Source organism: Streptomyces sp. UNOB3_S3 (assembly GCF_020740895.1).
GTDB lineage: Bacteria > Actinomycetota > Actinomycetes > Streptomycetales > Streptomycetaceae > Streptomyces.
The window spans coordinates 1-12,447 of record NZ_JAILXP010000217.1 but is presented as its reverse complement, the minus strand read 5'-3'; the positions used below and the strand labels follow the sequence as shown (position 1 = coordinate 12,447).

Genomic DNA, 12,447 nt, shown 5'->3' with positions numbered 1-12,447 from the left:
CCCCTCCGGCGGGCGGGCCGGGCCCGGCCGCCGCGCCGCCCCCCAAGCCCTCCTGGGACCCGCGCCAGCCGGTCGTGCGCCCGTTCCCCTGGCTGCGCCCGACCATCCGGATACGTCTCACCCTGCTCTACGGCGGGATGTTCCTGATGGCGGGCGTCCTGCTGCTGACGATCATCTATCTGCTGGCCGCCGACGCCCTGAGCGTCGGCAGCGAGCCCCTGATCAGACTGGTCAACGGCAGCCAGGTCCAGGTGACCGGCAACACCTGCCCCGAGCTGAAGAGCCCGGGCCTCAACGCCGACCAGGCCAACAACATCCTCGAAGCCTGTATGCGCGATCAGCGCGCGGCGGCCCTGGGCTCCCTGCTGCGCCGCTCCCTCCTCGCCCTGCTCGGCCTCGCCGTGATCGCCTTCGCCTTCGGCTACGCCATGGCCGGCCGGGTCCTCTCCCCGCTGGGCAAGATCACGCGAACCGCCCGCCGGGTGGCCGGCACGGACCTGAGCCGGCGGATCGAGCTGGGCGGCCCGGACGACGAGCTCAAGGAGCTGTCGGACACCTTCGACGAGATGCTGGACCGGCTGGAGCGCGCCTTCACCGCCCAGCAGCGCTTCGTCGCCAACGCCTCGCACGAGCTGCGCACCCCGCTGGCGATCAACCGCACCCTGCTGGAGGTCAGCCTGTCCGATCCGGCGGCCTCCCCGGAGCTCCAGCAGCTGGGCAAGACGCTGCTGGCCACGAACGAGCGCAGCGAGCAGCTCGTGGAGGGCCTGCTGCTGCTCGCCCGCAGCGACAACGAGATCGTGGACCGCAAGCCCGTGGACCTCGCCGAGGTGGCCTCCCAGGCCCTCGACCAGGCTCGTGGGGAGGCCCAGGCCAAGGGCGTGGAGCTGCGCGGCACCCGGCAGCCCGCGGTCGTCCAGGGCAACGGCGTGCTGCTGGAGCGGATCGCGCTGAACCTCGTGCAGAACGCGGTGCGCTACAACACCCCCGACGGCTGGGTGGAGGTCACCACCCAGGCCCTGCCGGGCCAGGCCGTGCTGATAGTGGAGAACACCGGCCCGGTCGTCCCGGCCTACGAGGTGGACAACATCTTCGAGCCCTTCCGCCGGCTGCGCACGGAGCGTACGGGCAGCGACAAGGGCGTCGGCCTGGGGCTGTCCATCGTGCGCTCGGTGGCCCGGGCGCACGGCGGGCGGATCACGGCGGAGCCCCGCGAGGGAGGTGGCCTGGTCATGCGGGTCGTCCTGCCCACCTGACCGGCTCCGGCCCGGGCGGTGCCCGGGCCGGGGGAGTCTGCGACAATAGGTCCCTCGCGGGTTCGCTTTGGGCGGAATTCATCCGGTCCGCCCGGCGCCGCGGCTGTGTGTGATCGGTCACATACGCAGACTTCCGGCCATCTACTCTCCGTGATCGTGGACCCCAAGGGAACGCCTGAAAAATGGGGGTTTCCGGGGGTCCTGATCACGGGAAGTACACGGAATGGCGTGGCCGTGCACGGCATTTCGACCGTGTACGGTCCCCATCGACACCCGTCCCGATCACCTCTTCAGGTGTGCGGTTGGGTGTCGATTGAGTAACAGACCTTGATGTGAGGCAAAATCTCCGCCTCGGGTCGGGCACAAGTCCGGCCTCTCACGCGTTACGTGCGCTGGAGATACCGCAGACACCCAGAGGGGGAGAGCGACATGGCAACGGACTACGACACCCCACGCAAGACCGATGACGACGTCGACAGCGACAGCCTTGAAGAGCTGAAGTCCCGGCGGAACGACAAGTCCTCGTCGTCGGTCGACGTCGACGACTTCGAGGCCGCCGAGGGCATGGAGCTGCCCGGCGCCGACCTTTCCAACGAGGAGCTGGCCGTTCGGGTCCTGCCCAAGCAGGCCGACGAGTTCACGTGCATGAGCTGCTTCCTCGTGCACCACCGCAGCCAGCTCGCCGGTGAGAAGAACGGCCAGCCGATCTGCCGCGACTGCGAGTGAGGCAGGGTCTGCCATGGCAGGCTCGAACCCGTTCCGGAAGCGGCGCTACCGGCGGCCCGGGCTGACCTCCGGGCCCGTCGAGGGCGTCCCTGGCGGCACGGTCGAGGCCGGTGCCGACCCGACCGCCGAGCGGGGCCGCATGGCCTCGCTCGCCGCCGTCGCCGGCCGGCAGGCCGTCGCGCGGCTGCGCACGGGCGGCCGGGGCGCACGGTCGGGGCTCACCGCCGTAGCGGACCGGATCATCGCGAACGCTCCACGCATCCCGGTGCGTGATCTCGCGACTCTTCGCGCGCAGTTCCCCGGCCTCGGGCCGGAGGAGCTCGCGGACAAACTGGTGGCCGGTGCCGGCTACGGCACCTCCACCGTGGGCGCGGGCATCGGGGCGGCGGCCATGCTGCCCGTGCCGCCCGCCATGCCCGCCGAGCTGGCGGCCGAGATCATCGGTGTCGCGGCAGTGGAGTTCAAGCTCATCGCCGAGCTGCACGAGGTGTACGGCGTCCGGGCCCCCGGCAACGGGCGCCAGCGGGCCGTGGCCTACCTCGGCGCCTGGGCCGACGAGCGTGGCATCGACGTCACGTCCCCCTTGACCGTCAATGCCGCGCTCGGCGGCCAGCTCCGCCGTGAGCTGCGCCAGCGGGTGCTGAAGCGCACCTTCCGCAATCTCCCCAACCTCACGCCCTTCATGATCGGCGCGACCGTCGGCGCGGTGATGAACCGCCGGGACACCCATCGGCTCGCCGAGAAGGTCCGCAGGGATCTGCGCGCTCGGCAGGTCCCCTGGAACGAGCTCGCGGGCACACCGGCGGAGCCGCCGGACGAGGGTCTGGGACTGGCCTGACCGGGCAGAGTCGCCCGGCCCGGCCCGCAAGGCCTCACAAGGGCCCGTGTGGCCCTTGTGGGTGACTACCCGGCCCGGGGAGCCACGCGCCCGTTCTCAGGCCCGTACGGCCTCGACGGCGGCGGCCAGCCGCTCGGGGAAGCGCGTGGAGAGATAGAGGTACGGAGTGGGGTCAGCCGGATCGGTGACCTCGATCCGCACCGCCGTGGGCACATAGCCGCGCAGCAGCATGAAGGCGCGGGTGTCCGCCTTGTGGGTCCGCCAGGCGCGGGCCTCCTCGGCGTCCAGCACCTCCGGCGTCCCCAGCGCCTCGACGGGGATCTTCGCGTCCCCCGCCACCAGAGCGCCGCCGACCACCCGGATCCGCGCGGAGCCGTACGAACTGACCGCCATCGCGGCCAGCGCCGAGCCGCCGATCAGCCCGCCCAGCATCGGCAGGGTGCCCAGCGGCAGCAGGATCAGCGCCATGGCGACGCCGACCAGGACCGAGATGACCCACCAGGAGCGGGGCGCGGTCAGGCGTTCTTCGTAAGGCTGCATACGCACAAGCTTGGCACGGACGGGACCGGGCCCCGTTCGCGCGGGTAAGGTCAGCCCCTGTGAGTGGACGAACGACAGCGCTGACACCGCCGGCCGACGCACGGCCTCCGGTGCGGCACCCCGAAGCCCCCGCGCCCGGAGAGATCATCGGGTCGCACTACGAACACTGCTTCGGCTGCGGCGGCGGTCAGCCGCACGGGCTGCACCTGGAGACGCGCGCCGGCGAGGGGGTGAGTGTCACCGCCGAGTTCCGGGTGAGGGAGGCCCACCAGGGCGCCCCCGGCCTGGCACACGGCGGTGTGCTGGCCACGGCCCTGGACGAGACCCTGGGCTCGCTGGGCTGGCTGCTGCGCACCATCGCGGTGACCGGGCGGCTGGAGACGGACTACACGCGTCCCGTGCCGGTCGACACCGTGCTGCACCTGACGGCCGAGGCCGTCGCGGTGCACGGCCGCAAGATCTACTGCACGGCCACCGGCCGCATCGGCGGCCCGGACGGCCCGGTCGCGGTGCAGGCGGACGCGGTGTTCATCGAGGTCAAGGTCGACCACTTCATCGAGAACGGCCGCAAGCAGGAGATCCAGGCCGCCCTCGCCGATCCCGACCAGGTGAAGGTCGCCCGAGCCTTTGAGGTGAACCCGTGAGCGTCGCGCCCCGTCCGCAGCTGGACGTCCTGATCCGCCTGGTCGACCCCGAGGTGCCCATTCCCTCGTACGGGCACCCCGGTGACGCGGGCTGCGACCTCGTCACCACCGAGGCCGCCGAGCTCGCCCCCGGTGAGCGCGCGGTGCTGCCCACCGGCGTCTCCATCGCGCTGCCCGACGGCTACGCGGCGTTCGTCCACCCCCGGTCGGGCCTGGCGGCCCGCTGCGGGGTGTCCATGGTCAATGCCCCGGGCACCATCGATGCCGGGTACCGTGGAGAGATCAAGGTGATTGTGGTCAATCTGGACCCGCGCGAGAGCGTCCGGTTCGAGAGGTTCGACCGCGTCGCCCAATTGGTTGTCCAGCAGGTCGAGAAGGTCCGCTTCCACGAGGTGGCGGAGCTTCCCGGCTCGGCGCGGGCCGAAGGGGGCTTCGGGTCCACCGGTGGCCACGCTGCCGTGGGGAATGGATTCGCTTCGGTCGCCTGCGACCGGGAAGGACAGTGACGTGTTCGGTCGTCGCCGCAAGCGCAGCGAGGACGTTGTCGATCGTATCGACGACGTGGCCTCCGAGGAGTTGACTGAGGACTCCGGGGCCGCAGAGGCCACCGCGGCCGAGAGCCGGATCCGGCTGGAGCCGGGACCGCGCCCCGACGGGCCGTGGGACGTCTCCGAGGTCCTGGACCCCGCCGAGGGCCGGGTGGACCTGGGCGGGCTGTTCGTGCCCGGCGTCGAGGGCATGGAGCTGCGGGTCGAGGTCGCCGGTGACGCCATCGTCGCCGCGACCGTGGTGCTGCGCGACAGCGCCGTCCAGCTCCAGGCGTTCGCCGCCCCCAAGCGCGAGGGCATCTGGGGCGAGGTCCGCGAGGAGATCGCGGCCGGCATCACCCAGCAGGGCGGTGTCGTGGACGAGGTCGAGGGGACGCTCGGCTGGGAGCTGCGGGCCCAGGTGCCCGTGGCGCTGCCGGACGGCACCCAGGGCGTCCAGCTCGTGCGGTTCGTCGGCTGCGACGGCCCGCGCTGGTTCCTGCGCGGTGTGATCTCCGGCCAGGGCGCGGTGCAGCCGCAGACCGCCGGGATGCTGGAGCAGGTCTTCCGGGACACCGTCGTGGTGCGCGGGGAGTCCCCGATGGCGCCGCGCGACCCGATCGTCCTGAAGCTGCCCGAGGACGCGCAGATGGTGGCCGAGGGCCTCCAGCAGCAGGAGGAGCCGGGCTCCCGCTTCGCGGGCGGTGTGGACCGTCTGCAGCGCGGCCCGGAGATCTCCGAGATCCGCTGACGCGAGCCTGCCGGAAGGCCGCCGGAAAGCCTTCCGGAAGACCGCCGGAAAAGGCCGTGATCCAGCCGCCGGGCGGCTGGAATAAGCCGTTTCACTGGGCCGGAACCCGTAATACGGGTTCCGGCCCAGTGGCGTTTTCGCAGGTCCGGACCGTTCGCGTAAGGATCCCGTCAAGGGGGCGCTAATGGCCGTAAGGGAGGCGTCAACGGAAGTGCTACCGACCGGTAGTGGAGGTTTCCTCTAGGGGTCCGTTCTTCCGAACCTCTCTAGGAGCACACGATGGCCGATGTGGCCTTCGTCGTCACCACCATCGCGGTCTTCGCACTGGTGGCTCTCGTCGCCAAGGGGGTGACGAAGCTGTGACCGCCGAGAACATCGTCGGCCTCGTCGTGGCCGTCGCCCTGCTGGGCTACCTGATCCTCGCCCTCGTTTTCCCGGAGAGGTTCTGAGCACAGACATGAGTCCCGTCCTCTCCGGAATTCTTCAGCTCGTCGCGCTCATGGGCGCGCTGGCCCTGGTCTATGTCCCGCTCGGCGACTACATGGCCCGCGTCTACAGCTCCGAGAAGCACCTGCGCGCAGAGAAGGTGATGTACCGCCTGATCGGCGCCGACCCGAACGCCGAAATGCGCTGGCCCGCCTATCTGCGCGGGATCCTCGCCTTCTCCGCGGCCGGCCTCCTCTTCCTCTACCTGCTCCAGCGGGTCCAGGGCGTACTGCCCAAGTCGCTCTCGCTCGGCTTCACCGCGATCAGCCCGGACCAGGCGTTCAACACCGCCGCCTCGTTCGTGGCCAACACCAACTGGCAGTCGTACTCCGGCGAGCAGGCCATGGGCCACGCCGTGCAGACGCTCGGCCTCGCGGTGCAGAACTTCGTCTCCGCCGCGGTCGGCATGGCCGTCGCCGTCGCCCTCGTCCGGGGCTTCGCCCGCTCCCGCACCGGTGAGCTGGGCAACTTCTGGGCCGACCTGGTGCGCGGCACGGTCCGCATCCTGATCCCGATCTCGGTGATCGGCGCGCTGGTCCTCGTCGCGTGCGGCGCCATCCAGAACTTCGCCGGCATCCACGACATCGGTCAGCTGGCGGGCGGCACCCAGCAGGTCAACGGCGGCGCCGTGGCCTCGCAGGAGGTCATCAAGGAGCTGGGCACCAACGGCGGCGGCTACTTCAACGCCAACTCCGCCCACCCCTTCGAGAACCCCAACGCCTTCACCAACCTCTTCGAGGCGTTCCTGATCCTCGTCATCCCCTTCGCGCTGACGCGGACCTTCGGCAAGCTCGTCGGCAACGTCAAGCAGGGCTACGCGATCCTGGCGACGATGGGCTTCATCTGGCTCGCCTTCACCGGGCTGATGATGTGGACCGAGTACGTCGGCCACGGCCAGGCGCTCCAGGCGGCCGGCGGCGCGATGGAGGGCAAGGAGCAGCGCTTCGGCGTCGGCGCCTCCGCGATCTTCGCGACCACGACCACGCTCACCTCGACCGGTGCCGTGGACTCCTTCCACTCCTCCTTCACCGGCCTCGGCGGCGGCATCACCCTGCTGAGCATGATGCTCGGCGAGATCGCCCCCGGTGGTGTGGGCTCCGGCCTCTACGGCATGCTCGTGATGGCGGTCATCGCGGTCTTCATCGCGGGCCTGATGGTCGGCCGGACGCCCGAGTACCTGGGCAAGAAGATCGGCACCCGTGAGATCAAGCTCGCCGCGTGCTACATCCTCATCACCCCGACCCTGGTCCTCGGCTTCACCGCGCTGTCCATGGCGCTGTCCACGCCGCCGAACTCGATCCTCAACGGCGCGGCGAACTCGGTGAACAACAGCGGGGCCCACGGCTTCTCCGAGGTCCTGTACGCCTTCACCTCCGGCGCCAACAACAACGGCTCGGCCTTCGCGGGTCTCAACGCCAACACGCAGTGGTACAACACCACGATCGGCCTGGCGATGCTCCTGGGCCGCTTCCTGCCGATGGTCTTCGTCCTGGCGCTGGCCGGCTCGCTCGCCGAGCAGAAGCCCGTCCCCGAGACCGCGGGCACCCTGCGCACCGAGAAGCCGCTCTTCGCGGGTCTGCTCGTCGGCGCGATCCTCATCATCACCGGCTTGACCTACTTCCCGGCCCTGGCCCTTGGCCCGATGGCGGAGGGACTCTCATGAGCACGACCACCCCTGTCCGACCCACGTCCGAGGACCCCAAGGACGTCCAGCCGCACGGTGACCACGAGGCCGGCCGCGTCTCCGGCGGCATGTTCGACCCGGCCCAGCTGGTCAAGTCCCTGCCGGACGCGTTCCGCAAGCTCGACCCGCGGGTGATGGTCAAGTCCCCGGTCATGTTCGTGGTCGAGGTCGGCTCGGTGGTCACCACCGGCCTGGCCCTGAAGCACCCCGGCGACTGGTTCGGCTGGACGATCACGATCTGGCTCTGGCTGACCGTCCTGTTCGCCAACCTTGCCGAGGCCGTCGCCGAGGGCCGCGGCAAGGCCCAGGCCGACACCCTGCGCAAGGCCAAGACCGACACGGTCGCGCGCCGCCTCACCGAGGACGGCCGGGGCGAGGAGTCGGTGCCCGGCACCGAGCTGCGCGTGGGCGACCTGGTCGTCTGCGAGGCGGGCGACATCATCCCGGGCGACGGCGACGTCGTCGAGGGCGTGGCCTCCGTCGACGAGTCGGCCATCACCGGCGAGTCGGCCCCGGTCATCCGTGAGTCCGGCGGTGACCGCTCGGCCGTCACCGGCGGTACGAAGGTCCTCTCCGACCGGATCGTCATCAAGATCACGACCAAGCCGGGCGAGACCTTCATCGACCGGATGATCAACCTGGTCGAGGGCGCCGCCCGCCAGAAGACGCCGAACGAGATAGCCCTCAACATCCTGCTGGCCTCGCTCACCATCGTCTTCCTGCTGGCCGTCGTCACCCTCCAGCCCTTCGCGATCTACGCGGGCGCCGAGCAGACGATGATCGTGCTGGCCGCCCTGCTCGTCTGCCTCATCCCGACGACCATCGGCGCGCTGCTCTCCGCGATCGGCATCGCGGGCATGGACCGGCTCGTCCAGCGCAACGTCCTGGCGATGTCCGGGCGCGCGGTGGAGGCCGCGGGCGACGTCTCGACGCTGCTGCTCGACAAGACCGGCACCATCACCTACGGCAACCGCCAGGCCGCCGAGTTCGTGCCCGTCAAGGGCACCATGGCCGCCGAGGTGGCCGACGCCGCCCAGCTCTCCTCGCTGTCCGACGAGACGCCCGAGGGCCGCTCGATCGTCGTCCTCGCCAAGGAGAAGTACGGCCTGCGCGAGCGCCACGAGGGCGAGCTGGTGGGCGCCGAGTGGATTCCCTTCACCGCCCAGACCCGGATGTCGGGTGTGGACGTCGACGGGCGCAAGGTCCGCAAGGGCGCGACCGGTTCGGTCCTGGCCTGGGTGAAGGAGCGCGGCGGCACCATCGCCGACGACGCCACCAAGCTCACCGACGACATCTCGCAGGCCGGTGGCACCCCGCTCCTCGTCGCGGTCGAGGACGACAAGGGCGCCCGCGTCCTGGGCGTCATCCACCTGAAGGACGTCGTCAAGGAAGGCATGCGCGAGCGCTTCGACGAGCTGCGTGCCATGGGCATCAAGACCATCATGATCACGGGTGACAACCCGCTGACGGCGAAGGCCATCGCGGAGGAGGCCGGTGTCGACGACTTCCTCGCCGAGGCCACGCCCGAGGACAAGATGGCGCTCATCAAGCGTGAGCAGGCCGGTGGCAAGCTCGTCGCGATGACCGGTGACGGCACCAACGACGCCCCCGCCCTGGCCCAGGCCGACGTGGGCGTGGCCATGAACACCGGTACCTCGGCCGCCAAGGAGGCCGGGAACATGGTGGACCTGGACTCCAACCCCACCAAGCTCATCGAGATCGTCGAGATCGGCAAGCAGCTGCTGATCACCCGTGGCGCGCTGACCACGTTCTCCATCGCCAACGACGTCGCGAAGTACTTCGCGATCATCCCCGCGATGTTCGCCGTCGCCTACCCCGGCCTCGACAAGCTCAACATCATGAGCCTGGCGTCACCGAAGTCCGCGATCCTGTCGGCCGTCATCTTCAACGCGCTGATCATCGTGGCCCTGGTGCCGCTCGCCCTCAAGGGCGTGCGCTACCGCCCGATGAGCGCGGACGCCATGCTCCGCCGCAACCTGCTGATCTACGGACTGGGCGGCCTGATCTCCCCGTTCATCGGCATCAAGATCATCGACCTGCTCATCTCCCTCATCCCTGGCATCGGGTGACGTCATGAACAACTCCGTACAGAACACGCTCCGTCTGTTCGGCGCGGGGCTGCGCGCCCTGCTCGTCCTCACGGTGGTCTGCGGTGTGATCTACCCGCTCGTCGTCACCGGCATCGCCCAGGCCGCCTTCAACGACAAGGCCAACGGTTCCGAGATCAAGGTCGACGGCAAGTCCGTCGGGTCCGAGCTGCTCGGCCAGAGCTACAACCTCGGCGACAAGAAGGACAAGGACGGCAACCCCCTGCCGGACCCCAAGTACTTCCAGCCCCGCCCCTCGGCGGCCGGCGCCAACACCGAGAACACCCAGTACAAGCTGCTGGTCTCCGGCGCCTCCAACCTCGCCGCCGACAGCAAGGTCCTGCTCACGAGCGTCGAGCAGCGCCGCGCGGACGTCGCCGCCTTCAACGGCGTCTCCCCCTCCGCGGTCCCGGTGGACGCCCTGACGGCCTCCGCCTCCGGCGTCGACCCGCACATCTCGCCCGACTACGCCCGGCTCCAGGCCAAGCGCGTGGCGAAGGCCAACGGCCTGCCCGAGGCCAAGGTCGAGAAGCTGGTCGAGGACCACGTGGACGGCCGGCTCCTCGGCTTCATGGGCGAGGAGCACGTCAACGTCCTCCAGCTCAACGTGGCCCTCAAGGAGCTCGCCAAGGGCTGATCCCCCTGCCGGCGAGCCACGTTCGGCACCGACGGCCCGGCCCCCTCGTCAACCGCGCTTTCGCGGTGACCGGGGGCCGGGCCGTCGGTCGTTGGTGGCGTACCGTCAGCCCGAAGGGGGCGTCATCAGGCCGCCGAGCAGTTCCGGCAGCCGGCGCATGTCGTGGAAGACGACCGTGTGGGGGCCCTCCAGCCACTCCCCGGGGGTCAGCCCGCCGGCGTAGCCGAAGGCGCGCATCCCGGCGGCGCGTGCCGCCTCGACGCCGGGCCGGCTGTCCTCGACCACCACGCAGGCCGCCGGGTCGGCGCCCATCCGCCGTGCGGCGTACTGGAACAGATCCGGGGCCGGCTTGCCCCGGGCGACCTCGGTGGAGCTGTAGATGCGGCCCGCGAAGCGCTCGTAGAGGTGGGTGCGGCCGAGGGTGTGGCGCATCTTCTCGTGGGAGCCGCTGGAGGCGACGCAGGTCGGCAGGGTGATCGCGTCCAGGGCCTCGGGCAGCCCCTCGACCGGTGTCAGCCCCGTGTCCACCGCCCGCCGGTGGAGCTCGACGAAGCGCTCCCACCAGATCGCGGCCGTCCCGGGGCCGAGCCGCGCGGTGACCTGTTCGACGATGGCCTGCCGGGAGCGCCCGATGAACCGTTCGACGACCTCGTCCTCGGAGAGCCGCCAGCCCAGTTCCTCGCCGACGGCGATCTGCGCCCGAAGCGCGATGCGTTCGCTGTCGACGAGCACTCCGTCGCAGTCGAATATCACGAGCTCGATCGGCTTGAACATTCCCGCAGAATAGACCGCGGGGCCGGCCGGGTCAGCCCGCCACCGGCTCCGCGCGGACGCGTGCCGAGGCGACGGTCAGGCAGTCGTCGGCGAAGGTGAACTCCGCGTCGACGTAGCGCCCTTCGAGGACGTCGGGCATCCACTGCCCGTTGTCGTCCCACATCGCCCCCAGCGGCAGCGCGCGCACCGGGTACCAGGCGGGTGTGATCTCGTCGCACTCGCGCGGGGTGCCGGTGACCGTGCTGGTGACGAAGACCGTCACCTCCTGGTCGTACTCCGGGCGGGCCGGGAAACGGAAGACGAGCTTCGCCGCCGGTCGCAGCGCCGACTCGGGCGCGACCAGCGAGGATTCCTCCCGCAGTTCGCGCACCGCGGCCCGCGCCGGGCTCTCCCCGGGCTCCACGTGGCCGCCGAGGCCCACGACTTTGCCCGCGCCGAAGCCCCGCTTCTTCCGGCCGAGCAGCACCTCGCGTTCACCGTCGGCGGCGGTCCGGGTCACCAGGCACAGGCACATCGGCGTCAGGGTCATGCCCCGCATCATCGCGCACTCCCGGGCGCCACGGCCCCCGTTCGCCTCATCCGCGCCCGCTGGACGCCCCCGGCCGTACGCGGGACCGGCCCGCGCGTCGCGGGAAATGGCGCGGCGTTCCGGCCCGCGGCAGGGCACTGTAGGGGCGTGGCTTCCTTACCTCAGCAGTCCCATGTCGCGTCGCCAGCCCCGCACATGGTCGTGTGCGGTGACGACGGCCTGGCGCACCGGCTCGCGGCGGAGCTGTCCGGTGTGCACGGCGAACGGGTCGCCCTGGTGCTGCCGCCCGCACGTGACGACCGCCGTCGCCCCGTGGCGATGGCGGGGCGGGCCGCCGCGCTCTTCGGACGGGTGACGGGCGCGGTCGGCCGGGGCGCGAACGGCCCCGGCGGTGCGTCCGGCCCGAGCGGTTCGTCCGGCCCCGGCGGTTCCTCAGGTCCCAACGGGGTGGCCGGGACCAATGGTTCGGCCGGTGGGCCGGTACGGGTCGTGGAGGCCGCCGAGCCCGACGACGAGGCGCTGACGGAGGCCGGTGTCGAACGGGCCGCCGCGCTGGCGCTCGTCTATGACGACGACGAGACGAACGTCAACGCCGCGATGCGCGCCCGGCGGCTCAACCCCCGGCTGCGGCTGGTCATCCGGCTCTACAACCGCCGCCTCGGCCAGTACCTGGAGGAGCTCCTCGACCAGGCCGCCCTGATGGGCGACGCGGACGCCGGGACCACCACGGTGCTCTCCGACGCGGACACCGCCGCCCCGGCGCTGGTGGCCGCCGCCGTGACGGGCACCAGCAAGGCCATCGAGGCGGGGGACCTGCTGCTGCGGGCCGTGGAACGCCCCGCGTCGTCCCCGGGGCCGGGCGGGGACGACGCGGCACCCGGGACCGTCACCCTCGCCCTGCTCTCCGACGGCGACGGGCCGGTGCTGCTGCCCGACGAGCGGCAGGT

14 protein-coding genes are annotated in these 12,447 nt (G+C 71.1%); 11 read left to right on the top strand and 3 right to left on the bottom strand.

The annotated features are described in order from the left end of the window. The 3 genes from K6I33_RS22340 to K6I33_RS22330 form a co-directional block, all read left to right on the top strand. A partial coding sequence (locus K6I33_RS22340) for a cell wall metabolism sensor histidine kinase WalK (RefSeq protein ID WP_229355838.1) occupies positions 1-1,256 on the top strand: 1,256 nt, incomplete at its 5' end. A 429-nt stretch (positions 1,257-1,685) separates the two neighbouring features. Then, complete coding sequence (locus K6I33_RS22335) at positions 1,686-1,982, top strand: DUF4193 domain-containing protein (RefSeq protein WP_229355835.1); 297 nt, start codon at positions 1,686-1,688, stop codon at positions 1,980-1,982. A 13-nt stretch (positions 1,983-1,995) separates the two neighbouring features. Continuing rightward, positions 1,996-2,820: a hypothetical protein gene (locus K6I33_RS22330; protein ID WP_229355832.1), complete on the top strand. Its 825-nt coding sequence runs from the start codon at positions 1,996-1,998 to the stop codon at positions 2,818-2,820. A 96-nt stretch (positions 2,821-2,916) separates the two neighbouring features. On the opposite strand, the gene K6I33_RS22325 is transcribed toward K6I33_RS22330, so the two are convergent. After that, positions 2,917-3,360, bottom strand: coding sequence for a DUF3093 domain-containing protein (locus K6I33_RS22325; RefSeq protein ID WP_229355829.1), 444 nt, complete (start codon positions 3,358-3,360; stop codon positions 2,917-2,919). A gap of 59 nt (positions 3,361-3,419) precedes the next feature. Between K6I33_RS22325 and K6I33_RS22320 the strand changes: the two genes are divergently transcribed. The 7 genes from K6I33_RS22320 to kdpC all read left to right on the top strand — a co-directional run bounded on the left by K6I33_RS22320 (position 3,420) and on the right by kdpC (position 10,197). After that, positions 3,420-4,004 carry a PaaI family thioesterase gene (locus K6I33_RS22320; protein WP_229355826.1) on the top strand — a complete coding sequence of 195 codons (585 nt, stop codon included), beginning with the start codon at positions 3,420-3,422 and terminating at the stop codon, positions 4,002-4,004. Next, a complete protein-coding gene (dut, locus tag K6I33_RS22315) occupies positions 4,001-4,510 on the top strand; it encodes a dUTP diphosphatase (RefSeq protein ID WP_229355823.1) in 510 nt (169 codons plus the stop codon). The genes K6I33_RS22320 and dut overlap by 4 nt, the downstream gene beginning before the upstream one ends. A gap of 1 nt (position 4,511) precedes the next feature. Further along, entirely contained in the window at positions 4,512-5,282 is a 771-nt protein-coding gene (locus tag K6I33_RS22310; RefSeq protein ID WP_229355820.1) for a DUF3710 domain-containing protein, read from the top strand. Positions 5,283-5,641: 359 nt separating this feature from the next. Beyond that, positions 5,642-5,731 (top strand): K(+)-transporting ATPase subunit F, encoded by a 90-nt coding sequence (kdpF, locus tag K6I33_RS22305; protein WP_043188605.1) that lies wholly within the window; start codon positions 5,642-5,644, stop codon positions 5,729-5,731. A gap of 8 nt (positions 5,732-5,739) precedes the next feature. Next, the gene (kdpA, locus tag K6I33_RS22300; RefSeq protein ID WP_229355818.1) at positions 5,740-7,431 is read left to right on the top strand and encodes a potassium-transporting ATPase subunit KdpA; all 1,692 of its coding nucleotides are present in this window, start codon (positions 5,740-5,742) and stop codon (positions 7,429-7,431) included. Then, entirely contained in the window at positions 7,428-9,542 is a 2,115-nt protein-coding gene (gene kdpB, locus K6I33_RS22295; protein WP_275126746.1) for a potassium-transporting ATPase subunit KdpB, read from the top strand. Before kdpA ends, kdpB begins: the two co-directional genes overlap by 4 nt. 4 nt (positions 9,543-9,546) lie before the next feature. After that, positions 9,547-10,197 carry a potassium-transporting ATPase subunit KdpC gene (gene kdpC / locus K6I33_RS22290; RefSeq protein ID WP_229355810.1) on the top strand — a complete coding sequence of 217 codons (651 nt, stop codon included), beginning with the start codon at positions 9,547-9,549 and terminating at the stop codon, positions 10,195-10,197. Positions 10,198-10,302: 105 nt separating this feature from the next. On the opposite strand, the gene K6I33_RS22285 is transcribed toward kdpC, so the two are convergent. Next, positions 10,303-10,971, bottom strand: coding sequence for an HAD family phosphatase (locus tag K6I33_RS22285; protein ID WP_229355807.1), 669 nt, complete (start codon positions 10,969-10,971; stop codon positions 10,303-10,305). A gap of 31 nt (positions 10,972-11,002) precedes the next feature. Further along, the gene (locus tag K6I33_RS22280; RefSeq protein WP_229355805.1) at positions 11,003-11,500 is read right to left on the bottom strand and encodes an 8-oxo-dGTP diphosphatase; all 498 of its coding nucleotides are present in this window, start codon (positions 11,498-11,500) and stop codon (positions 11,003-11,005) included. A gap of 195 nt (positions 11,501-11,695) precedes the next feature. Between K6I33_RS22280 and K6I33_RS22275 the strand changes: the two genes are divergently transcribed. After that, the coding region (locus tag K6I33_RS22275) for an NAD-binding protein (RefSeq protein WP_229355840.1) at positions 11,696-12,447 on the top strand (752 nt) is incomplete at its 3' end.

Bases quoted from the DNA above. Each gene is read 5' to 3' on its own strand.
- kdpB (WP_275126746.1), top strand. From the start codon at position 7,428: ATGAGCACGACCACCCCTGTCCGACCCACGTCCGAGGACCCCAAGGAC.
- K6I33_RS22325 (WP_229355829.1), bottom strand. From the start codon at position 3,360: ATGCAGCCTTACGAAGAACGCCTGACCGCGCCCCGCTCCTGGTGGGTC.
- kdpA (WP_229355818.1), top strand. From the start codon at position 5,740: ATGAGTCCCGTCCTCTCCGGAATTCTTCAGCTCGTCGCGCTCATGGGC.
- K6I33_RS22285 (WP_229355807.1), bottom strand. From the start codon at position 10,971: ATGTTCAAGCCGATCGAGCTCGTGATATTCGACTGCGACGGAGTGCTC.
- K6I33_RS22330 (WP_229355832.1), top strand. From the start codon at position 1,996: ATGGCAGGCTCGAACCCGTTCCGGAAGCGGCGCTACCGGCGGCCCGGG.
- kdpC (WP_229355810.1), top strand. From the start codon at position 9,547: ATGAACAACTCCGTACAGAACACGCTCCGTCTGTTCGGCGCGGGGCTG.
- K6I33_RS22280 (WP_229355805.1), bottom strand. From the start codon at position 11,500: ATGACCCTGACGCCGATGTGCCTGTGCCTGGTGACCCGGACCGCCGCC.
- K6I33_RS22335 (WP_229355835.1), top strand. From the start codon at position 1,686: ATGGCAACGGACTACGACACCCCACGCAAGACCGATGACGACGTCGAC.